This is a genomic window from Tardiphaga sp. GW822-FHT04G09, assembly GCF_058800725.1.
In genome coordinates this window covers 101,368-123,674 of the sequence record NZ_JBXAMO010000017.1, presented here as the reverse complement: position 1 = coordinate 123,674, position 22,307 = coordinate 101,368, and the positions used below count along the sequence as shown (strand labels likewise).

Sequence of the window (22,307 nt, the reverse complement as noted above, 5' to 3'; positions counted from 1 at the left end):
GCATCGGGCACCCGGCGTTCCGCACGCCCTCTCGCCAGGGGGCGGGAATGCAAGCGACGACGGCGCCCCCGCGCCGCAAACAACAGGGGCGATGTCGCATGTCTGAAGAGTACGTGTCGTCTGAAGCAGTGGCTGTTTGACAGTTGAATCCGAAACGACGCGCCGCTGCGCGAAGTCTCCCTCCCCCAAGCGTAGTGCGTGGGGAAGGAAAAGGAAGCGCGCCGCTGCTCTACAGCATCACGCCGCCACGACCTCGCGCGGCTGAGTGATCGCGATATGCTGGCAGTGCGCGATGGGCGTCGTGCCATTGGCAACAATGAGCGCATCGAGCTCGACGAAGCGATGCCCTTTCTTCTCGTAATTGGCGGTCACCCGCGCCCGTGCGATCAGTTCATCGTCGGTGTTCGCGGTCGCCAGTAACTGCATTCTGCTGCCGACGTGAATCCACGGACCGAGCAGCGCATTGTCCACCAGCACCTTGTTCATGATCCGCTGCAGCACGCCGGGATGCACGATGCCCTCGCGCAGATACATCGCATCCGCCTCGCGCACCTCACCCAGATATTCGGCAAGTCCATCCTCGGGCCAGACCCGCGGCGCGGTCCCGAGCCATTTGTCCAGCGCGTAGGAATTGGCATCCACCGGCAGCCGCTTCGAAACAGCCGCCGTTTCCGGAAAATCCTCCAGCCCCGGCACCGCCGGGAAGGCCGTCAGCGATGCGGTTCCGGTGGCGCGAATCTCGCCGCCGCCCTGGACTGACAGCGCGAGCCCCTCGCCCGCTTCCTCGGCGATCACCTCGACGGTTTCGCCGTCATAGACCGGCTTGGTGAACCGGGCCTCGATCAGGCCGCGTTCGAGGAAATCACGACCCCATTTCGCGACCGGCGGGTGGATCATATAGGCCAGCACGTCGACGCCGGGCACCAGACCACCGCTGAAGCCGAATTTTCGGGCGACGGAATCGTCATGCATCTTGTTTTCGGACTGTTTGGCCGTGTTAAAGGCCTCGACACGGTATGGTTCGAGCCGTTTTGTCATGATTCCTCCCGAAAACTGCGCGAAATTGAGTGTTCGCATTGGCGGGAGATGATACCCGTCACCATGTTCGAGGCAAGGCAACGGACGGAGGAACTGTCCTGCGTCAGCGCCGCATCGCCACCCCGTAAATGACTGTCTTTGTCCGGAACCTTCGATCCCTTGAGCATGCGAATCTACATCGACGCCGACGCCTGCCCGGTCAAAGACGAGATTTACCGCGTCGCCGCCCGCTTCGGCCTGCCGGTGAGCGTGGTGGCCGGCCAGTTCATCCGGGTGCCTGCCGATCCCCTGATCGAGCGGATTGCCGCAGGATCGGGCATGGATGCCGCCGACGACTGGATTGCGGAACGCGCCCAGAAGGGCGATATCGTGATCACGGCCGACATTCCGCTGGCCAGCCGCTGCGTCAAGGCGGGCGCCGCGGTGATCGCGCCCAACGGCAAGCCGTTCACAGAACAATCCATCGGGATGACGCTCGCGGTACGCAACCTGATGACCGATCTGCGGTCATCGGGCGAAGTCACCGGTGGTCCCAAATCATTCGCGCCGCGCGATCGCTCGGCGTTCCTGTCGGCCTTGGATCAAACCATCCGCCGCATCCAGCGCGACCCGGCCTTTGCGCCCGCGCCGAAACAAAGTTGAACTGACTCTATGGCTCCTCCGCTTATCCAGCTCAAAGACATCTTCCTGACCTTCGGCGGCACGCCGCTGCTCAACGGCGTCGAACTCTCGGTGTCGCAAGGCGAGCGCGTCTGTCTCATCGGCCGCAACGGCTCCGGCAAATCGACGCTGCTGAAGATCGTCGCCGGCATTGTCGACAACGACAAGGGCAGCCGCTTCGTGCAGCCCGGCGCCACCGTTCAATATCTGCCGCAGGAGCCGGACTTCTCCGGCTTTGCCACGACGCTCGCTTATGTCGAAGCTGGCATGCATGACGGCGACAACATCTATCAGGCGCAATATCTGCTCGAGCAGCTCGGCCTGACCGGCCACGAGGATCCCAACACTCTCTCCGGCGGTGAAGCGCGCCGCACGGCGCTCGCCCGCGTGCTGGCGCCCGAGCCGGATATCCTGCTGCTCGACGAGCCGACCAACCATCTCGATCTCACCACCATCGAATGGCTCGAAGGCGAACTCGCCAGCCGGCGCTGCGCGCTGGTGCTGATCAGCCATGACCGCCGCTTCCTCAGCAATCTGTCGCGTTCGACCGCATGGCTCGACCGCGGCCAGATTCGCCAGATCGACAAGGGCTTCAGCGCGTTCGAGGAATGGCGCGACGACGTGCTCGCCGAGGAAGAGCGCGACCAGCACAAGCTAGACCGCAAGATCGTCAATGAAGAACACTGGCTGCGCCACGGCGTCTCCGGCCGCCGCAAGCGCAACGTCAAGCGCCTCGCCGGCCTGCACGAGCTGCGTGCGCAGCGCCGCGACTATCGCGGGGCTACCGGCAACGCGTCGCTCGCCGCCGCCGAGGCCGAGAAGTCCGGCAAGCTGATCTTCGAGGCCAAGAATATCTCGCGCACTTACGGTGACCGCAAGATCGTCGACGACTTCTCGATCCGCGTGCAGCGTGGCGACCGCATCGGCGTGGTCGGCCCGAACGGCGCCGGCAAGACCACGATGATCAACATGCTGACCGGCGCCGAGCCGCCGGATTCCGGCACCGTCCGCTTCGGCGCCAATATCGAGATGGCCACGCTCGACCAGCATCGCGAAAGCCTCAACCCGAAGACCACGCTTGCGGAAGCACTGACGGGTGGCCGCGGCGACCATGTGATGGTCAACGGCCAGCCCAAGCATGTGGTCGGCTACATGAAGGACTTCCTGTTCGGCCAGGAGCAGATGCGCACGCCGCTCGAAGTGCTGTCCGGCGGTGAGCGCGGGCGCCTGATGCTGGCGCGGGCGCTGGCCAAGCCGTCCAACGTGCTGGTGCTGGACGAACCGACCAACGACCTCGATCTGGAAACCCTCGACGTGCTCGAGGAAATGCTCAGCGACTATCCGGGCACCGTGATCCTGATCAGCCATGACCGCGACTTCCTCGATCGCGTCGTCACGTCGGTGATCGTGCCGGAAGGCGACGGTAAGTGGATGGAATATGCCGGCGGCTACACCGACATGCTCGCGCAGCGCGGCGCCGATCTGAAGCGCGAAGCCAAGACGGCGAGTATTGAAGCCAGCAGCAAGAGCAACGGCAAGTCGGACTCATCCAAGCCCGCCGCCAAGCGCAAGCTGAATTTCAAGGACAAGCACGCGCTGGATACCCTGCCGAAGGCTATGGACAACCTGCGCTCGGAAATCGCCAAGCAACAGCGCCATCTCGACGATCCCAATCTCTACAAGAAGGATCGCAAGAAGTTCGACACCGCGACCGCTGCGCTCTCAAAGGCGCAGAAGGAATTGCAGGAATCGGAAGAGCAATGGCTGGAGCTGGAAATGCTCCGCGAAGAGATCGAGAACGCGTGAGCGCATGTTCCGCAAGAGCGGGCACCGGTTTTGCGATCAGAACACGCGCAGGAGAATAACAAAATGACCACCACGCTCGCCGCCAGGATTGCCCGCGACTACGGCACGCCCGCTCTCGTCATCGACATGGACCGCGTGGAGCGCAACATCGCGCGCATCCAGGCGGTGTGCGATGCAGCCGGCGTTGCCAACCGGCCGCATATCAAGACGCACAAGAGCCCTGTCATCGCGAAGATGCAGATCGAGGCCGGCGCCCGTGGCATCACCTGCCAGAAGCTGGGCGAGGCCGAGATCATGGCCGATGCCGGGATCGACGACATCCTGATCAGCTACAACCTGCTCGGCGACGAGAAGATGGCGCGACTCGGCGCGTTGCAGGCAAAGGCAAATGTCACCGTGGCCGCCGATAACTCCGTCGTCATCGGCGACCTGCCGAAAGCCGCCGCGATTTCGGGTCGCAACGTCAACGTCGTCGTCGAATGCGACACCGGCCGCAAGCGCGCCGGCGTCGAGACGCCGGCAGAGGCGATTGCGCTCGCCAAGGAGATCGCCGCCTCGAAGGGCCTGACCTTTGCCGGCTTCATGCTGTATCCGACTGAAACCGGCTGGCCCGACGCACAGAGGTTCTTCGACGAAGCGCTGGCCGGCGTTCGCGCGCTCGGTCTGGAGCCGACGATCGTCTCGACGGGCGGCACGCCAAACCTGAAGAATGTCGGCTCACTCAAGGGCGCCACCGAACATCGCTTTGGCACGTATATCTACAACGACCGCATGCAGGTCGCCGCCGGCTCTGCCACCTGGGACGACTGCGCGCTCAATGTCTATTCGACTGTGGTCAGCCGCGCCGGCCCGGAGCGCGGCATCCTCGATGCCGGATCAAAAACGCTGACGCCCGATACCGGTGGCCTCGATGGCTACGGCCTGATCCTCGAACATCCCGAAGCCAAGATCGCCCGCTTCGCCGAGGAGCACGGCTTCCTCGACCTCGGGCGCAGCAATACGCGTCCCAATGTCGGCGACGTCGTCCGCATCGTGCCGAACCATGTCTGCGTCGTCGTCAACATGTTCGATGAAGTGGTGATGGTGCGCGGTGACGAGATCATCGGCACGCTCCCGGTCGCTGCACGGGGGAAGCTGCGCTGACGGCGCAATCGTAGGATGGGTAGAGCGCAGGCGCGTAGCGCCGTAGCAAAACCCATCAGCACATGCGAAGAACGCGATGGGTTTCGCGAAGACGCTCTACCCATCCTACGGCTTCAACCACCTCAACGCGCCCTCGCCCGCTGCAGCCCCTGTCGCAAACGACGCCTGCAGCAGATAGCCGCCGGTCGGCGCTTCCCAGTCGAGCATCTCGCCGGCAACGAATGTCCCCGGCATACGCTTCAGCATGAAGGTATCGTCGATCTCATCGAACGAGACGCCGCCCGCCGTCGAGATCGCGCGTGCGATCGGCGCGACGCCGCTGAGCGTGACCGGCACGGCGTTGATCAAAGCGGCCAGCTTCTCCGGCGACAAGGACGCCAGCTGAATGCCCTCTGTGACAGCGACTTCCTGCAGCAGCCCAATCGCCACGGGCGACAGGTGGATTGCCTTGCGCAGGAAGTTCGAGAACGACTGCTTGCCGCGTGATGCCGCAAGCTTGATCGTCAGTTCCTCGATGCCAAGATCCGGTCGCAGCGCGACCTTCACCATCGCCTTGCCATCCGCGATGACCGCCTCACGCAATACGGACGACAGCGCATAGATGCCACCACCTTCGATACCGCCACGCGTGACCATCGCCTCGCCGCGCACGCTGTGTGCACCGAACGACAGCGCAATGCCCTTCAGCGGCTGGCCCTCGAAACGGTCCTTGAATATCTCCGACCACGCGACCGCAAAGCCGGAATTCGCCGGACGCAGCGGTGCGACGCTGATGCCCCTTGCGGTCAGCAGATCGACCCACGCGCCGTCAGATCCCAGCCGCGGCCAGCTTGCACCGCCGAGTGCGAGCACAGCGCCCTTGCAGGCAATGGACTGCGAGCCATTTGGAGCCTGAAACGTCAGACGCTCCTCACCGTCCCATCCGGTCCAGCGATGCCGGAATGCGAACCGAACACCGCTCTCATCCAGCCGCCGCAGCCATGCCCGCAGCAGTGGTGACGCCTTGAACGCCTGCGGAAATACCCGTCCGCTGGAGCCGACAAAGGTCGGTTGCCCCAGCGCTTCGCTCCAATCGCGCAAGGCCGTTGGGGTGAAAGCCGCGACCGACGGCGCAAGCCGCGCTTCTGCTGCGCCATAGCGCCTCAGAAACTGAGGCAGCGGCTCGCTATGGGTGAGATTGAGGCCGCCGCGTCCGGCCATCAGGAACTTGCGGCCAGCCGACGGCATCGCGTCATAGACCGTGACGGCGGCGCCGCCACGGCTCAGAACCTCGGCCGCCATCAGCCCTGCTGGACCTGCGCCGATCACCGCAACTTGGTTCTTCACAGGCTCAGTCACGGTCACACGCGGTGGTGAAGGCGGCGATCAGGCCTTGACGCCCAATCGGGTGGCGGCCTGCTCGACATACTTCTGGGTCTGGTGGAAAGCGCCTTCCAGCGCCCGGGCCTTGGACATATCACTGATCTCCGCGAAATGCGCGGCAATCGTGTCCGGGCTCCAATCAGCTTCGGCGAAATTGACGCCTTCGCTTTCGAGAATCTTGATGACGGCAAAGGAGCCAGCGCCGGCGCCCATGATGGTTTTGGTCGGCGCATTCTCGCTCAGCAGATATTCCACCGCAGGCGTGATCGCTTCCGGCTTCATCAACTGCAGCGCCTGCGCCGGCAGCAGCTCCTCGGTCATCCGCGTCGCTGCCGTCGGTGAAACGATATTGACGCGGATGTCGGTCTTGCGGCCTTCCTCGGCGAGCACATTCATTAATCCGACCATACCTGTTTTGGCCGCGCCGTAATTGGCCTGACCGAAATTGCCATAGAGGCCGGACGACGAGGTCGTGAGCACGATGCGCCCGTAATTGCGCGCGCGCATGCCTTCCCAGACCGCCTTGCAGCAATAGAACGTGCCGGTGAGATGCACGTCCAGCACCTTGGCGAAGTCGGCGAGCTCCATCTTGGCGAAGGATTTGTCGCGCAGGATGCCCGCATTGGCGCACATCAGATCGACGCTGCCCCAATCCTTGGTGGCTTTCTCCACCATCGCGCTGACCTGCTCGAAGTTGGAGACATCAGCGCCATCGGCCATCGCCGTGCCGCCGGCTGCGCGGATTTCCTCGACCACGGTTTCCGCTGCAGTCATCGAGCCGCCGGTGCCATCGCGCGCGCCGCCGAAATCATTGACGACGACCTTGGCGCCGAGCTTCGCAAGGCCCAGCGCATGGGCGCGGCCCAGTCCATTGCCGGCGCCGGTGACGATGGCGACGCGGCCGTCAAATCGAATGGTCATCTGGAACTCTCCTCAATTGAAATAGACAAGGCCGAGCCAGTCGGCGACCAGCGCCGGCTTGTCCTCGCCTTCGATCTCGACACTCACGCTGGTGCGCGTGAACAATTCCTTGGGCTTGCGCAATGTCGCCTCCGTCAGCGTGAAGCGGCCGCGGATGCGCGATCCGGCTTTGACCGGTGATACGAAGCGGATCTTGTCGGTGCCGTAATTGACGCCCATAGCGACGTCGGCGAGCTGCGGCAGCGCCTCATAGGAGAACACCGAAAGCATCGACATGGTCAGAAAGCCATGTGCAATGGTCGAGCCGAACGGCGTTTCGCGCGCACGCGCAGGATCGACATGGATGAACTGAAAATCCTCCGTCGCCGCAGCAAACGCATCGATGCGCTTCTGGTCCATGACATGCCAGGGCGACACGCCGACTTCCTTGCCCACCATTGCGATATAGGCATCACGTTCAATCATCGCGCTCATTCAATCCTCGTTGTTTGCGCGTGCACATTCCACAGCAGGCCTGTCGCAGCCAAGCGCAATTGTGCGCTGCAGCCATGCAAAGCGGGTCAAATTTACCGCTCGCCCTCTTGCGGTCCTGCCGCGCGGAGTGCCTGCAATTCGGGGAAATCCTCCTCGCGAAACTCGACACCGCGGAGAGGATCGCTGCGATCGTCGGCGTGTTCGAGCCGACGCAGATGGACCCGGCGAATCTTGCCCGAAATCGTCTTCGGCAGCTCGGTCACGAACTCGATGCGACGTATCCGTTTGAACGGCGCCAGACGCACATGTAGATGCTGATAGATCGACAGCGCCGTTTCTGCCGACGGCTCGGCTTCGCCGACCAGCAGCACATAGGCCTTCGGAATGGCGAGCCGGATCGGATCGGGGCTCGGCACGATAGCCGCCTCGGCCACGGCATCGTGTTCGAGCAGGATACTCTCCAGCTCGAATGGACTGATACGGTAGTCGGACGACTTGAAAACGTCGTCGGAACGCCCAACGAAAGTGAGATAGCCATCGTCATCGACGAACACGACGTCGCCGCTGCGATAGACGTCACCGCTCGCACCGCTGACGCTGCCGTCGTCCGCCTGATAACCCTGCATCAGCCCGGCCGGGCGATCGGCGCCGAGCACGAGACTGACCTCGCCCTCCTTCGCCGGATTGCCGTCGGCATCGACAACGCGGACCTTGTAGCCCGGCAGCGGACGCCCCATGGAGCCGACCTTGACGGCCTGGCCTGGCGAATTGCCGGCCAGTGCCGTTGTCTCGGTCTGGCCATAACCATCGCGAATGGTCAGGCCCCAGGCTCCCTTGACCTGATCGATCACTTCCGGATTGAGCGGCTCGCCGGCCCCGCACACCTCGCGCAACGCGACCTTGAAGGTTGCCAGCTTCTCCTGAATGAACAGCCGCCACACGGTTGGCGGCGCGCAAAGCGTGGTCACACCACAGCGGCCGATGGTGGCGAGCAAACCCTTGGCATCGAAGCGCGGCTGGTTGACGACGAACACAGTGGCGCCGGCATTCCACGGCGCGAAGAAGCAGCTCCAGGCGTGCTTGGCCCAGCCCGGCGAGGAGATGTTGAGATGGATATCCCCCGGCTGCAGCCCGATCCAGAACATGGTCGAGAGTCCGCCCACGGGATAGCTGCGCTGGCTGTGCCGCACGAGCTTCGGCTTCGCCGTGGTGCCCGAGGTAAAATACAGCAGCATCGGATCGTCGGCTTTGGTCGGACCATCCGGGGTGAAAGTTTGGGGGAAATCGGCGGCGCTTTCGAAAGCAAGCCAGCCGTCCTGCTTGGCGCCAACGACAATACGGACTAGGTCGCCACCACCGCGCAGACTCGCAAACTTCGCAAGCTGATCCTGCGAGGCCACCACGGACTTTGCATGCCCACGATCCAGGCGGTCCTGCAACTCGTCGGGCGTCAACAGCGTGGTGGCGGGAATGATGACGACGCCGAGCTTGATCGCGGCGAGCATTGTCTCCCAAAGCGGCACCACGTTGCCGAGCAGCAGCAGCAGATGATCGCCGCGCTTCAATCCCTGCGCGCGCAGGAAGTTCGCGACCTGGTTAGAGCGACGTGACAGCGTCTCGAACGACAGCTTCGTCTCGCGGCTGGCGGCCGCATCGACGATCCAGAGCGCGGTCCGGTCCTTGCTGACGGGATCATGGGCGAGTTCGGCATCGAACCAGTCGAGCGCCCAGTTGAAGTCGACCGGATCGGGCCAGCGAAAGCCGGCAACCGCGGTGTCGTAGTCGGTGCGGTGTTCGAGGAGGAAGGCGCGGGCCTGCTTGAACGTGGTCATGCCGCCGCCCTCCGCTATTTCGGCGTCAGATGCCGCAAATGATGGATGATCCCGGAGAAGTCATCACCGCCGTGACCTTCCTTCTCATAGGTCTCATAGATGCTCTCGGCATGGGCGCCGAGCGGCGTCTTGGCGCCGGCGGCCTTGGCAGCCTCCTGCGCGAGTCTGAGATCCTTGAGCATCAATGCCGCGGCGAAGCCGGGCTTGTATTCATTATTGGCTGGCGACGTCGGCACAGGTCCGGGCACCGGGCAATAGGTCGTCAGCGACCAGCATTGGCCCGACGAGGTCGATGCCACATCGAAAAGCGCCTGATGCGACAGACCCAGCTTCTCGGCGAGCACGAAGGCTTCGCTGACGCCGATCATGGAAATGCCGAGGATCATGTTGTTGCAGATCTTCGCCGCCTGCCCCGCGCCGGCATCGCCGCAATGGACGATCTTCTTGCCCATGGCTTCGAGGACCGGCTTGGCCGATGCAAAGGCCTTGGCGTCGCCGCCGGCCATGAAGGTCAGCGTCGCGCCCTTGGCGCCACCGGTGCCGCCCGAGACCGGCGCATCGACCGATGGCAGCTTCTGCGCAGCCGCCAGTTCATGCGCCTTGCGTGCGCTCTCCACATCGATGGTCGAGCAATCGATCATCAGCGCGCCCTTGGCAGCCACGGGAATGACCTCGCTCCAGACCGACACCACGTGTTTGCCGGCCGGCAACATGGTGATGATGACCTCGGCACCCTTCACGGCATCGACTGCCTTGTCAGCGATGGTCACGCCATCGGCCTTCGCCTGATCGCGCGACGCCTGGACGAGATCGAAGCCGGTCACCTTGTGGCCTGCCTTGACCAGATTGGCGGCCATCGGGCCACCCATATTGCCGAGACCGATGAATGCAATGCTGGTCATGTCCTGCCCTCGTGATGGTTTTGTTGTTCTTAAAGCCTGATGAAAACGATAAAATCCGACTTTCGTTCAGAATGTGAGTGCGACGTCCCGCGGCGCCAGATAACGCGCGACGATCTCCGGCGTCACACCCCTGAGATCCGGTGGCTGCCACGTCGGATTACGGTCCTTGTCGATGATCGCCGCACGCACGCCCTCGACGAAATCCGCGCTATCGAACACTTCGAGCGCCGCGAGATATTCGCGCGACAGACATTCCTCGAGCGACTTCGACGAGCGCGCGAGCCGCAGCAGCTTCAGGGTAACCTTGAGCCCCCGCGGTGATTTGTCGGACATGGCCTTGAGCGTCGCCAGCGCAAACTTCGAGCCATCCTGCTCAAGCGCAGCTACGATCTCCTCCACGTTGTCATGCGCGAACGCCCGATCGATCAGATCGCGCTGCCGGGTCACCGGACCGATGTCGTCGGCCGCAGCGAAGCGCTCGATTGTTGCCATCACCGACGATGCCTTTGTCCCCGCCGAAACTGCCGTCAATGCCTTGCGCAACTCCGGCCAGTCGGCGGTCGCGATCGCGACATCCGCGAGTTGCGATGCCACTGCATCGGGCCCATTCATGGTCAGCCCGGTCAACCCAAAATAGGTGCCGAGTTCACCGGGCGCGCGCGACAGCAGCCAGGTGCCGCCGACATCCGGGAAGAAGCCGAGGCCCACCTCAGGCATCGCAACCTTGGTCTTCTCGGTGACGATGCGGTGGCTGGCATGCCCCGCCAGACCGACGCCGCCGCCCATCACGAAGCCATCCATATAGGCCACATAGGGCTTCGGAAACTTCGCGATGCGTGCGTTGACGATATATTCCTCGCGCCAGAAGATCTTGCCGAGATCGCCCTTAGCCTTGGCGCTCTCATAAAGACCGCGAATATCGCCGCCGGCGCACAGCCCGCGCTCGCCTGCGCCTTCGAGAATGATGAGAGCAACTTTTGGATCGGCTTCGAAGCCATCGAGCGCCGTAGCGATTTCGCGGGTCATCTCCAGCGTCAGCGCATTCAGCGCCTTCGGCCGGTTCAGGCGGATCACACCGGCCGCCCCTTCTCGCGCGACAATCAGGTCGCCGGCCTCGGTCGCCAGGTCCGAACTCATCGCGCGCCCTCGATCAATTTGCGCGACACGATCAGCCGCATGATTTCATTGGTGCCTTCGAGGATCTGGTGCACCCGCAAATCACGCACGATCTTCTCGACGCCGTATTCGGCGAGATAACCATAGCCGCCATGCAGCTGCAGCGCCTCGTTGGCGACCTCGAAACCAACATCGGTGCCGAACCGCTTGGCCATCGCACAGAGCATGCTTGCATCCGCATCCTTGCGATCGAGCGCTGCGGCGGCGCGCCACAAGAAAGTGCGCGCCGCTTCCAGTTCGGTCGCCATGTCCGCGATACGGAACTGCAGCGCCTGAAACTCGTCGAGCCGCTTACCGAACGCCCTGCGCTCCTTCATGTAGCTCAGTGACTTGTCCAGGGCGGATTGCGCCCCGCCAAGCGAGCACGCGGCGATGTTGAGACGACCACCGTCGAGGCCAGCCATGGCGATCTTGAAGCCGATCCCTTCGTCACCGAGCCGGTTGGCGATCGGCACGCGACAATTTTCGAAGATCACCGCGCGGGTCGACTGCGCGTTCCAGCCCATCTTGCGTTCGTTGTTGCCGAACGACAGACCGGGCGTGCCGGCTTCCACCACGATGGTGGAGACGCCGCCGGCGCCCTCGCCGCCGGTACGCACCATCACGACATAAATGTCGGTATCGCCGGCGCCGGAGATAAACTGTTTCTGGCCATTGAGGACGTAATGATCGCCATCGACGACCGCGCGGGTGCGCAGCGCCGCCGCGTCGGATCCAGAGCCGGGTTCAGTCAGGCAATAGCTCGCCAGCAGCTCCATGGTGCAAAGCCGCGGCAGCCACTTCCGGCGCTGCGCTTCGCTGCCATATGAATCAATCATCCACGACGCCATGTTGTGGATCGATATAAAGGCCGAGGTGGTCGGGCAGCCCGTCGCCAGCGCCTCGAAAATCAACGCAGCGTCGAAACGCGTCAGTGCGGAGCCGCCTACATCGTCACGGATGTAGATGCCGCCCATGCCGAGCAGCGCGGCCTCGCGCATCACCTCTTTCGGGAAATACTTCTCCTCGTCCCATTTGAGCGCAAAGGGAGCGATCTTTTCCGCAGCGAATTCGCGCGCCATGTCGCGAATAGCGGTCTGTTCCTCATGGAGAGCGAATTGCATCACGCCCTTCTTGTTGTTGATCAGCCGGGAATAAAACGGCCCGGTACCCCACCTTGGGGAGCGCCGGGCCGCTTGCGTGTTCTTACTTCATCAACGGGATCGAGAACTCTGCGCCTTCCTTGACACCCGATGGCCAGCGCGCGGTCACCGTCTTGGTCTTGGTGTAGAAGCGGATCGAATCCGGGCCATGCTGGTTGAGATCGCCGAAGCCGGACTTCTTCCAGCCACCGAAGGTGTAATAGGCGATCGGCACCGGGATGGGCACGTTGATGCCAACCATGCCGACATTGACCTTGGCAGCGAAGTCGCGGGCTGCATCGCCATCGCGGGTGAAGATCGCAACACCGTTGCCATAATCATGATCTGACGGCAGCGCGAGGGCTTCCTCGTAATCGTGGGCACGCACCACCGAGAGCACAGGCCCGAAGATCTCTTCCTTATAGATGCGCATGTCCTTGGTGACGTTGTCGAACAGACAGCCACCCATGTAGAAGCCCTTCTCGTAGCCCTGCATCTTGAAGCCACGGCCATCGACGGCCAGCGTTGCGCCTTCCTTGATGCCGATATCGACATAGTTCTTGACGCGGTCGACGGCTTCCTTGGTCACGAGCGGACCGAAGTCGGCCGACGGATCGACGGAAGTGCCGATCTTCAGGCTCTCGACGCGCGGGATCAGCTTTTCCATCAGACGGTCGGCCGTGGTCTTGCCGACAGGCACAGCCACCGAGATCGCCATGCAGCGCTCGCCAGCGGAGCCGTAGCCGGCGCCGATCAGCGCATCGACGGTCTGGTCCATATCCGCATCGGGCATGATGATGGCGTGGTTCTTGGCGCCGCCGAAGCACTGCGCACGCTTGCCGGTCGCGGCTGCGCGTTCATAGATGTACTGGGCAATCGGTGACGAGCCGACGAAACCAACGGCCTTGATGTCTTCGTCGTCGAGGATCGCATCGACGGCTTCCTTGTCGCCATTGACGACGTTCAGGATACCCGGCGGCAGGCCGGCCTCGATCATCAGTGCAGCGAGCATCATCGGAACGCCGGGGTCGCGCTCGGACGGCTTGAGGATGAAGGCGTTGCCGCAGGCGATCGCCGGGCCGAACTTCCACATCGGGATCATCGCCGGGAAGTTGAACGGCGTAATGCCCGCGACGACGCCGAGCGCCTGGCGCATTGAGTAGATATCGATGCCGGGGCCTGCACCTTCGGTATATTCGCCCTTCATCAGATGCGGAATGCCGCAGGCGAATTCGATCACTTCGAGGCCGCGCTGAATGTCGCCCTTGGCGTCCGGCACGGTCTTGCCATGCTCGCGCGCCAGGCAATCGGCCAGCTTGTCGTAATCGCGATTGGCAAGTTCAAGGAACTTCATCAACACGCGGGCGCGACGCTGCGGGTTGGTGTTGCCCCATGCGACTTGCGCCTCGGCAGCATTGAGAACCGCGGCACGCATCTCGGCCTTGCTGGCCAGCGCAACCTTGGCCTGAACGTCGCCGGTCATCGGCTCGAAGACATCCGCAAAACGTCCGGATTTGCCCTCGACCTCACGGCCGCCGATAAAATGTCCAATCGTGCGCATGCGTTCCTCCCGGGAGCTAAATTTGGCCCGATGTTGATCAGGCTTTTCAGCGTTTGGAAAGGCCTTGCGCGCGCGGCCGATTTGCGAAATTGCAGGCCGCCGCCCGTCGAAATGTCACCGGAGCGACAATGTCGCAGGCGGCGCCTCAGCCGTCAGCTCTTGGCGGAAGAGGCAACTTTGGTCGCAGCCTTTTTCGCGGCCGGCTTTCTCGCTGCCGCCTTTGGCGCCGAGGCTTTGGACGCCACAGGCTTCCGCGATGCAGCACGTTCCAGAACGGCCTCGCGGCCTGCGCTCAGGAGTTCTTCGGACAACTCACCGTTGCCGGCGACGCGGGCCAGCACGATGGTGCCCATCATGGTCGCGAGCGCCGCCATCGCCTGTTTGCGCGCCGATTTGCTCGGTCCGCCGTGAAATTGCTCGGACATCATCTCGATCATCTGATCGAGCTTGGCGGCAAAGGCCTTGCGGGTCTTCGGGCTTTCGCGAGCGATCTCCGCGCCGAGCGCCGGGACGGCGCAACCGTGGCCTGGATTGTCGCGATGCTGCGGCGACAGATAGGCATCAACGATCGTTGCCAGCCGCTGATCCGGCGGCGCCTGCCCGGCCAATTGACGCCAGCGATCGGTCGAGCGGTCCATCGCATAGCCAAAGGCTTCGATCACCAGCGCCTCGCGCGAATCGAAATGCGCGTAGAAGCCGCCATGGGTGAGACCCGCGTCCTTCATAAGGTCGGCGACGCCGATGCCATGCGCGCCCTTTTCGCGCAGACGCACCGAAGCCTTCTTCACGATCCGCGCATGCGTCTCGAGCTTGTGTTCCTTGGAATAGCGCATCGGCGGTCCATTCAAGACAAATAGATGATGTCGATCATATTACCCACACCGCTGCATGCACGCAACGCGCTTGTCCGCAGGCCTTGACAACAACGCAGTTTGCCGCGGAACTGGTACGACAAGACCGGTGATCCGCGCCGGCCCAAGGAATGCCAAGGGACGAGACGATTTCATGCATATGCTCAATCCCCACTGCGGCGTCGAACGTGACCCGCGAGGTATAGTTCGGCTGACGATCTGCAATGCCGGCCCACTCAATATTCTCAATTCAGCCGCAATCAAGGGCGTTCGCGAGGGCATCGAGGTATTGGCCACGGAACGCGCCATTCGCGCGCTTGTCATCGCCGGCCAGAGCGAGAAAAGCATGATCGGTGGCGCCGATATCAAGGAAATGGCAACGCTGGATCAGGCCTCCGCGGAAAAGTTCATTTCCGGCTTGCGCGATCTCTGCGAAGCCGCCCGCGCTTTTCCCGCACCTGTGATCGCCCGCATCCCCGGCTGGTGCCTGGGCGGCGGCCTGGAGTTCGCTGCCGCCTGCGATTTCCGCATCGCGGCGCACGACTCGAAATATGCCATGCCCGAAGTTCGGGTCGGAATCCCTTCGGTCATCCACGCCGCCCTGCTGCCGCGCCTGATCGGTTGGGGGCGCGCGCGCTGGCTGATCATGACCGCCGCCACCATCGATGCACCGACAGCCCTGAACTGGGGTCTGGTGGATGTCGTCGCCGCCGAAGGCGCACTCGATGCGGAAGTTGAGAAGACCATCGAGGCCATACTGGAGTGTGGTCCCGAGGCCATGCGGTCGCAAAAAGCCCTGCTGAAACAGTGGGAAGAACTGCCGCTGAAAGAATCCGTCAATCTCAGTGTCGGCGTGTTCGGCGAGGCCTATCTGACCGGCGAGCCACAGCGACTGATGCAGGGTTTCATCAACCGCAAACGCTAGCAGCTTTACCTCACGAGAATTTTGCAGGAGCCGGCATTGCGTATCTTGCAGCGCATCATATGATGAGTGTCATTCAAATGATCCGCGCTTGCGCGAAGGAGCCTCCATCATGTCCGCAGCTTCAGACCCGGTCGTCATCGTCTCGGCCACCCGCACCCCGCTCGGCCGCTTCCAGGGCGAGCTATCGTCCTTCTCCGGCCACAAGCTCGGCAGCCACGTTATCGGTGCCGCTGTGGCACGCGCAAAACTGCCGCCCGAGCGCATCGACGAAGTCTTCATGGGCTGCGTGCTTCCCGCGGGCCAAGGCCAGGCCCCGGCCCGCCAGGCCGCCCGCGGTGCCAAGCTGCCGGATGCCACCGGCGCCACGACGATCAACAAGGTCTGCGGCTCCGGTATGAAGGCGACCATGCTCGCCCACGACATCATCCGTGCCGGTTCTGCGGAAATCGTCGTCTCCGGCGGCATGGAGAGCATGACCAACGCGCCCTATCTGCTGCAGAAGGCGCGTGGCGGTTACCGCGTCGGCCATGATCGCATCATCGATCACATGCTGATGGACGGTCTAGAGGATGCCTATGAAGTCGGTCGTTCCATGGGTGATTTTGGCGAGGCCACTGCGGAGGCCTATCAGTTCACGCGTGGGGATCAGGACGCCTATGCGATCGAAACGCTGACGCGTGCGCGTAATGCGGTGGAGAGCGGCGCATTCAGGGCCGAGATCACACCACTGAGCATTGTCGAGAAGACCGGGGCACGCGAGATCGCCAATGACGAACATCCGCTGAAGGTTGATCCCGCCAAGATCCCGAACCTCAAACCGGCCTTCCGCAGCAACGGCACCATCACGCCCGCTGCTTCGTCCGCCAATGCCGATGGCGCTGCTGCCCTCGTGCTGGCCAAACGCTCCCTCGTGGATCGCGAGGGCCTGCCCGCACTGGCCGTGATCCATGGTCATGCGACGCACAGCCAGGAGCCGCAATGGTTCACCACCGCGCCAATCCCGGCGATCCGCAAGCTGCTCGACAAGGTCGGCTGGAGCGTCGGCGATGTCGATCTGTTCGAGATCAATGAGGCGTTTGCCGTAGTGCCGATGGCAGCCCAGCGCGACCTTGGCATCCCTCGTGAGAAGCTCAACGTCAATGGCGGCGCCTGCGCGCTGGGCCATCCCATCGGCGCGACCGGTGCGCGTCTCATTGTGACGCTGCTGCACGCGCTGGAAGCCAGAGGCCTGCAACGCGGCGTCGCGGCGCTGTGCATCGGCGGCGGTGAAGCGACCGCCATCGCCGTCGAACGCATCGTTCGCTGAGCCGCATTTCCCAGATATGATCGTCGCGGCGATGGTCGCCGCGACGCCTATTCTCATTGATTGCAGGAAACCCGATGATTTCCGGATGGCTCTCCGCTGCCCTTGCTCGCCGCAATATCCATTATGGATGGGCGATGATCGCCGTAACTTTCGTAACAGCGCTGGTCAGCGCCGCCGCGGTGGGTGCGCCCGGCGTGTTCATCGTGCCACTGCAGAAAGAATTCGGCTGGAGCACCGCCGAGATTTCCTCGGCCATGTCGATCCGCTTTGTATTGTTCGGCTTGATGGCGCCCTTCGCTGCAGCGCTGATGAACCGCTACGGTCTGCGCAACGTCACACTCATGGCCCTGCTCGTCGTCGCTGCCAGCCTCATACTGTCCCTCGGGATGACGCAAGTCTGGCAACTGATGGCGCTTTGGGGCGTTGCAGTCGGAATCGGCACTGGCATGACCGCGCTGGTCCTCGGCGCCACGGTCGCTGCGCGCTGGTTCAACGCACGCCGTGGTCTCGTCGTTGGCATCCTCACAGCGAGCGCTGCGACCGGCCAGCTGATCTTCCTGCCGATCCTCGCCAGCATCACCGAGCACAGCAACTGGCGCTGGGCACTGGCCCTCATGTGCGTGATGCTGGCCGTAGCCGCTCTCGGCGTGCTGCTGGTGATGCGCGATCGTCCAAGCGACATTGGTATTCGCCCCTATGGCGACACCAGCACCGAACCGCCGGTCGCTCCGGCACCGAACAACTCGCCGATCATGGCCGCCGCCCTTGGCGCGTTGCGCGATGCCGCCAAGACCAAGGTGTTCTGGATCCTGTTCGCGACTTTCTTCATCTGCGGTGCCAGCACAAACGGGCTCGTTCAGGTTCACCTGATCCCGATGTGCCTCGACTTCGGCATCCCGCAGATTCAGGCGGCCGGGCTGCTTGCAGCGATGGGGGTGTTTGATTTCGTCGGCACCATCGCGTCGGGCTGGCTTTCCGATCGCTACGACAACCGTTACCTGCTGTTCTGGTATTATGGCCTGCGCGGCCTCTCGCTGGTGGCGCTGCCATTTACCGACTTCTCGTTCTATGGCTTGTCGCTGTTTGCGCTGTTCTATGGCCTGGACTGGATTGCCACGGTGCCGCCGACCGTGCGGCTTACGGCGTCGAAGTTTGGACCTGAACGCGCGGGTCTGGTATTCGGCTGGATCTTCGCCGGCCATCAACTGGGCGCAGCAACGGCGGCATTCGGCGCTGGCCTGTCGCGCACGGTCCTGCTCAGCTATCTGCCTGCCTTTTTCGCGGCAGGTGCGCTATGTATTATTGCAGCCTTGATCGTGCTGGCGATTTCAAGGGACAAGAAGGTCGCGGCCGCCTGATCCCCGCAGGATTCAGGCTGCTCGGCACTCATATCAGAACGGGAATGCATTATGCGCCGCGTTGTAATTACGGGGATGGGAGCGGTATCGCCGCTCGGTTGCGGCGTCGAGATCAACTGGTCGCGGCTGCTCGCCGGTCAATCCGGTATCCGCCTGTTACCGGAAGCCATGACCACTGATCTCGCCGCCAAGGTCGGCGGCCAGGTGCCCGACATTGCGGACGATCCGGAAGGCGGTTTCGATCCTGACAAGGCGACACCGCGCAAGGATCAGAAGAAGATGGATCGCTTCATCCTGTTTGCGCTGATGGCCGCCGATGAGGCCATCGCGCAGGCAGGCTGGCAGCCCAAGGATGCGCGAGAACGCCAGCGCACGGCCACGATCATCGCCTCCGGTATCGGCGGCTTTCCGGCGATTGCCGATGCAGTCCGTACTACCGATACAAAAGGCATTCGTCGGCTGTCGCCGTTCACCGTGCCCTCATTCCTGGTCAATCTCGCCGCCGGCCACATCTCGATCCGTTACGGCTTCGAGGGCGCGCTCGGCGCGCCGGTCACAGCTTGTGCGGCGGGCGTCCAGGCCATCGGCGACGCGGCCCGTCTCATTCGCTCCGGCGAAGCGGATGTCGCCATCGCCGGCGGGGCTGAAGCGTGCATCGACCGCGTCAGCCTCGGCGGATTCGCCGCCGCTCGCGCGCTCTCCACAGACTTCGTTGCCAATCCGGAACGCGCCTCGCGTCCGTTCGATCGCGACCGCGACGGCTTTGTCATGGGCGAAGGCGCCGGAGTCGTGGTGCTCGAAGAGCTCGACCATGCTCTGGCACGCGGCGCCAAGCCGATCGCCGAACTGATCGGCTATGGCACCACGTCCGATGCGTTCCACATGACTGCCGGTCGCGAGGACGGCGACGGCGCCAAGCGCGCCATGGAGATCGCACTGGCGCAGGCCAATATCGCGCGGAGTGACGTCCAGCATCTCAACGCTCACGCAACATCAACGCCGGTCGGCGATCATGGCGAACTCGAAGCCATCAAAACCATCTTCGGCACGACTGGCGGGGTCGCTGTCAGTTCGACCAAATCCGCCACGGGCCACCTGCTCGGTGCAGCCGGGGGGCTTGAGGCGGTCTACGCGATCCTCGCGCTGCGTGACCAGATCGCTCCGGCCACGCTCAATCTCGAAAATCCCGATCCGTCTGCCGAGGGTATCGACCTGATCCGCGGCAAGGCACGGCCGATGGTCATCGAGCACGCGATGTCGAACGGCTTCGGCTTTGGCGGCGTGAACGCCACGATCGTGCTGCGGCGAATGTAGGCCGCAGCTTACGGCCGCATCGCCAGCCGCGACGGACCAGCCGTTCGGAGCGGTTCAGCAAGACGCGCAAACTCACACAGCAGCGAACGCGTCTTCATCGGATTGATGACCTCCTCGACCCAGAACTTCTCAGCCGAACGGAACGGCGAACGCAGCTTGTTGAGGCGGTCCTCGATTTCCTGCTGCTTGGCCTTGGGATCCTCCGCCGCCTCGATCTCCGCCCGATACGCAGCCTCGATGCCGCCTTCCAGCGGCAACGAACCCCAATAGGCCGAGGGCCATGCGTAACGCATCGAGAACCGGTTGGCCGGCTGATGCACCACGCCGGCGACGCCGAACGCGTTGCGGATGATGATCGTGCACCACGGCACCGTCGTCTGATTGACAGCGGCCATAGCACGCACACCGTGACGGATGGTCGCAGCCTTCTCCGCGTCGAGCCCGATCATGAAGCCCGGGCAATCCATGAGATAAACAACGGGCAGATGGAACGTCTCGGCAAGATCGACGAAGCGGATCACCTTCTGGCACGCTTCCGCGGTCCATGATCCGCCATAGTGAAACGGATCGCTCGCAAGCACGAGCACCGCGCGACCTTCCAGGCGGGCAAAGCCCGTGATGATCGGCCGGCCGAAATTGGCCGACATCTCGAAGAACGAGCCCTTGTCAAACACAGCGTCAATGATCGGCCGCATCTTGTAGACCTGCCGGCGATTGCGCGGCACCGCCTTCAAAAGTGACTCTTCCGCTCGTTCGGGATCGTCATGACAATCGACCGTCGGGGGCAGCCCGTAAACCGAGGACGGCAGATATGACAGAAAGCGGCGCGCGCAGGCGAACGCCTCTTCCTCGGTCTCGACCGCATGATCGACACCGCCGGCACGTGTCTGGATGTCCGAGCCGCCGAGCTCTTTCTTGTCCAGCGACTGCCCCAGGCGCGCCACCACCGGCGGCCCGGCAACGAACATCGCCGAATTCTTGGTCATCACCGAATAGTGGCTCGCGGCAAGGCGCGCGGCGCCAAGGCCAGCCACCGAACCGAGGCCCAATCCGACCACCGGCACCTGCGCCATATTGGCGAGCGTATACCAGTATGAACGCGTGCCGCCGATGCCGCCCGGCAGGTTGGCTGCACCGCGCGTCTCGATTGTTTTCACCGAGCCGCCACCGCCCGAGCCTTCGATCACGCGAATGATCGGCAGCCGCAATTCGTGAGCCATCTCCTCGGCCATCAGCGGCTTGGCAGAAATGGACGCATCGGCAGAGCCGCCACGCACGGTGAAATCGTCACCGACCACGACAACAGGCCGGCCGTCGATCTTGCCGCGGCCGAATACACAATTCGCCGGCGTAAGATGTTTCAACTCGCCGGACGCATCGTATTCTCCGATGCCGGAGACCGCGCCGACCTCGTGAAAACTCTTCGCGTCGATCAGTCTGTCGATACGCTCACGAACCGTGAGCCGGCCCTGGTCATGCTGTCGCTTGACCTTGTCAGCGCCCCCCATCTCCCGCGCGAAGGCTTCGCGCCGGGCGAGGTCGTCGAGTTCCGGCTTCCAGTTCATTCATTCCCTCCGGGAGCATTTTCTTCTGAGTTGTTGGCGCGGGAGGCGCATCTGGAACAGGCGCGCTGGTCAGGCCGCTATCTGCATTCTGAACCATCATGCCGATCGTGCTGCTGAGCTGACGCAGGATTGGAGCGATCTCGTTCTGCAGACGCTGCTCGTCATACATCGCGGCAAGCAGCCCGATGGTAACAACCACATAGGTCTGGTACTGCGGCGACCAGATCGGCGTCGCAATGCCGGTGATATGCGGGGTCCAAAGTCCGCCTGCGAGAACGTAGCCGTTGTCACGCAGACATTCGCGATTGCTCGCGATCTTGCCGCGCAGGATGTTGGCGTCCTCGGGCATTTCGCGCGCGATATCGTTGATCAACGCATTACCGACATCTTCATCAAGCGCTGCAGTGTAGGCGTGGCCGGCTGCAGTTCGGCCCATGGCAATTCGGCTGCCGGTAGTTGAATGTAGTCCAAGCGCGTGATCGGCGCGGGCGTATTCGAGATAAACCATGTGGAAACGATCGGGAATCGTGAAGCCGATCGTGCCAGGTACCTGCTCCGCCACTTCCTGCAGACGCAAGCGGATCAGGTTGCGCACCTGAAGCCCGCGCATCATCGAAGCACTCATCGCCACTGCACTCGATCCAATGCGATACTTCTGATCGCCGGGCAGATAAGCGAGCTGGCCCATGCGCGTCAGTGTATGAGTCAGGCGCGATACGGTGGAGCGCGGCAGACCGCAGCGATTGGAGATTTCGAGATTGCCGAGCCGGGCATCGTGGCCCTCGAAGCAGCGAAGAATATCAAAGGCGCGCGAGACCACCTGGATCACATCGCCGTCGCCAGCCAGATCGCTGGCGAGCATGCCCTGCTTGCTGAGCCGTTCCGAACGTCGTCCCATAATGCGTTTCCCTTAAGACGACGCATCTCACGGGGAGCCAATCCGTTGGATTGCCCCGATGTGCGCCGCCGTCCCGTTCCACTCTGCGGAATTA

At 63.1% G+C, this 22,307-nt stretch carries 19 protein-coding genes; 7 read left to right on the top strand and 12 right to left on the bottom strand.

Features of this window, described 5'->3' with window-relative positions; translation table 11 throughout:
• Positions 1 to 237: 237 nt before the first annotated feature.
• Positions 238 to 1,038 carry a hypothetical protein gene (locus tag AC1RLZ_RS23785; protein ID WP_493190610.1) on the bottom strand — a complete coding sequence of 267 codons (801 nt, stop codon included), beginning with the start codon at positions 1,036 to 1,038 and terminating at the stop codon, positions 238 to 240.
• A 165-nt stretch (positions 1,039 to 1,203) separates the two neighbouring features.
• Here AC1RLZ_RS23785 and AC1RLZ_RS23780 point away from each other — a divergent pair, with 165 nt between their 5' ends.
• The 3 genes from AC1RLZ_RS23780 (at position 1,204) to AC1RLZ_RS23770 (ending at position 4,647) form a co-directional block, all read left to right on the top strand.
• Positions 1,204 to 1,680: a YaiI/YqxD family protein gene (locus tag AC1RLZ_RS23780; RefSeq protein WP_493190609.1), complete on the top strand. Its 477-nt coding sequence runs from the start codon at positions 1,204 to 1,206 to the stop codon at positions 1,678 to 1,680.
• 9 nt (positions 1,681 to 1,689) lie between these two features.
• On the top strand, positions 1,690 to 3,504 hold the full coding sequence (locus tag AC1RLZ_RS23775) for an ABC-F family ATP-binding cassette domain-containing protein (RefSeq protein WP_493190608.1): 1,815 nt from the start codon (positions 1,690 to 1,692) through the stop codon (positions 3,502 to 3,504).
• Between the two features lie 63 nt (positions 3,505 to 3,567).
• Positions 3,568 to 4,647, top strand: a complete 1,080-nt coding sequence (locus AC1RLZ_RS23770; protein ID WP_493190607.1) for a D-TA family PLP-dependent enzyme — start codon at positions 3,568 to 3,570, stop codon at positions 4,645 to 4,647.
• Positions 4,648 to 4,752: 105 nt separating this feature from the next.
• Here the strand turns inward: AC1RLZ_RS23770 and AC1RLZ_RS23765 are convergent, their stop codons facing one another.
• The 9 genes from AC1RLZ_RS23765 to AC1RLZ_RS23725 form a co-directional block, all read right to left on the bottom strand.
• Positions 4,753 to 5,928, bottom strand: coding sequence for a TIGR03862 family flavoprotein (locus AC1RLZ_RS23765; RefSeq protein WP_493190612.1), 1,176 nt, complete (start codon positions 5,926 to 5,928; stop codon positions 4,753 to 4,755).
• Between the two features lie 84 nt (positions 5,929 to 6,012).
• The gene (locus tag AC1RLZ_RS23760) at positions 6,013 to 6,930 is read right to left on the bottom strand and encodes an SDR family NAD(P)-dependent oxidoreductase (protein WP_371425015.1); all 918 of its coding nucleotides are present in this window, start codon (positions 6,928 to 6,930) and stop codon (positions 6,013 to 6,015) included.
• 12 nt (positions 6,931 to 6,942) lie between these two features.
• The gene (locus tag AC1RLZ_RS23755; RefSeq protein ID WP_371425014.1) at positions 6,943 to 7,404 is read right to left on the bottom strand and encodes a MaoC family dehydratase; all 462 of its coding nucleotides are present in this window, start codon (positions 7,402 to 7,404) and stop codon (positions 6,943 to 6,945) included.
• 92 nt (positions 7,405 to 7,496) lie between these two features.
• The gene (locus AC1RLZ_RS23750; RefSeq protein WP_493190606.1) at positions 7,497 to 9,236 is read right to left on the bottom strand and encodes an AMP-binding protein; all 1,740 of its coding nucleotides are present in this window, start codon (positions 9,234 to 9,236) and stop codon (positions 7,497 to 7,499) included.
• Positions 9,237 to 9,250: 14 nt separating this feature from the next.
• On the bottom strand, positions 9,251 to 10,138 hold the full coding sequence (gene mmsB / locus AC1RLZ_RS23745; RefSeq protein ID WP_493190605.1) for a 3-hydroxyisobutyrate dehydrogenase: 888 nt from the start codon (positions 10,136 to 10,138) through the stop codon (positions 9,251 to 9,253).
• A 66-nt stretch (positions 10,139 to 10,204) separates the two neighbouring features.
• Complete coding sequence (locus AC1RLZ_RS23740; protein WP_493190604.1) at positions 10,205 to 11,275, bottom strand: enoyl-CoA hydratase/isomerase family protein; 1,071 nt, start codon at positions 11,273 to 11,275, stop codon at positions 10,205 to 10,207.
• Entirely contained in the window at positions 11,272 to 12,417 is a 1,146-nt protein-coding gene (locus tag AC1RLZ_RS23735; RefSeq protein ID WP_493190603.1) for an isobutyryl-CoA dehydrogenase, read from the bottom strand. Before AC1RLZ_RS23735 ends, AC1RLZ_RS23740 begins: the two co-directional genes overlap by 4 nt.
• Before the next feature lie 82 nt (positions 12,418 to 12,499).
• Entirely contained in the window at positions 12,500 to 13,996 is a 1,497-nt protein-coding gene (locus tag AC1RLZ_RS23730) for a CoA-acylating methylmalonate-semialdehyde dehydrogenase (RefSeq protein ID WP_493190602.1), read from the bottom strand.
• 152 nt (positions 13,997 to 14,148) lie between these two features.
• Positions 14,149 to 14,829, bottom strand: a complete 681-nt coding sequence (locus AC1RLZ_RS23725; RefSeq protein WP_493190601.1) for a TetR/AcrR family transcriptional regulator — start codon at positions 14,827 to 14,829, stop codon at positions 14,149 to 14,151.
• Positions 14,830 to 15,001: 172 nt separating this feature from the next.
• Here AC1RLZ_RS23725 and AC1RLZ_RS23720 point away from each other — a divergent pair, with 172 nt between their 5' ends.
• From AC1RLZ_RS23720 to fabF, 4 genes are all read left to right on the top strand, one after another.
• Positions 15,002 to 15,772, top strand: a complete 771-nt coding sequence (locus AC1RLZ_RS23720; protein ID WP_493190600.1) for an enoyl-CoA hydratase — start codon at positions 15,002 to 15,004, stop codon at positions 15,770 to 15,772.
• Between the two features lie 109 nt (positions 15,773 to 15,881).
• The gene (locus tag AC1RLZ_RS23715) at positions 15,882 to 17,078 is read left to right on the top strand and encodes an acetyl-CoA C-acyltransferase (protein ID WP_493190599.1); all 1,197 of its coding nucleotides are present in this window, start codon (positions 15,882 to 15,884) and stop codon (positions 17,076 to 17,078) included.
• 74 nt (positions 17,079 to 17,152) lie between these two features.
• The gene (locus AC1RLZ_RS23710) at positions 17,153 to 18,436 is read left to right on the top strand and encodes an MFS transporter (protein WP_493190598.1); all 1,284 of its coding nucleotides are present in this window, start codon (positions 17,153 to 17,155) and stop codon (positions 18,434 to 18,436) included.
• 51 nt (positions 18,437 to 18,487) lie between these two features.
• On the top strand, positions 18,488 to 19,750 hold the full coding sequence (gene fabF / locus AC1RLZ_RS23705) for a beta-ketoacyl-ACP synthase II (protein WP_493190597.1): 1,263 nt from the start codon (positions 18,488 to 18,490) through the stop codon (positions 19,748 to 19,750).
• An 8-nt stretch (positions 19,751 to 19,758) separates the two neighbouring features.
• Here fabF and AC1RLZ_RS23700 read toward each other — a convergent pair whose 3' ends face one another.
• Both AC1RLZ_RS23700 and AC1RLZ_RS23695 read right to left on the bottom strand, forming a co-directional pair.
• Positions 19,759 to 21,315: an acyl-CoA carboxylase subunit beta gene (locus tag AC1RLZ_RS23700; RefSeq protein WP_493190596.1), complete on the bottom strand. Its 1,557-nt coding sequence runs from the start codon at positions 21,313 to 21,315 to the stop codon at positions 19,759 to 19,761.
• The gene (locus AC1RLZ_RS23695; protein WP_493190595.1) at positions 21,245 to 22,213 is read right to left on the bottom strand and encodes an IclR family transcriptional regulator; all 969 of its coding nucleotides are present in this window, start codon (positions 22,211 to 22,213) and stop codon (positions 21,245 to 21,247) included. The genes AC1RLZ_RS23700 and AC1RLZ_RS23695 overlap by 71 nt, the downstream gene beginning before the upstream one ends.
• Positions 22,214 to 22,307: the final 94 nt, after the last annotated feature.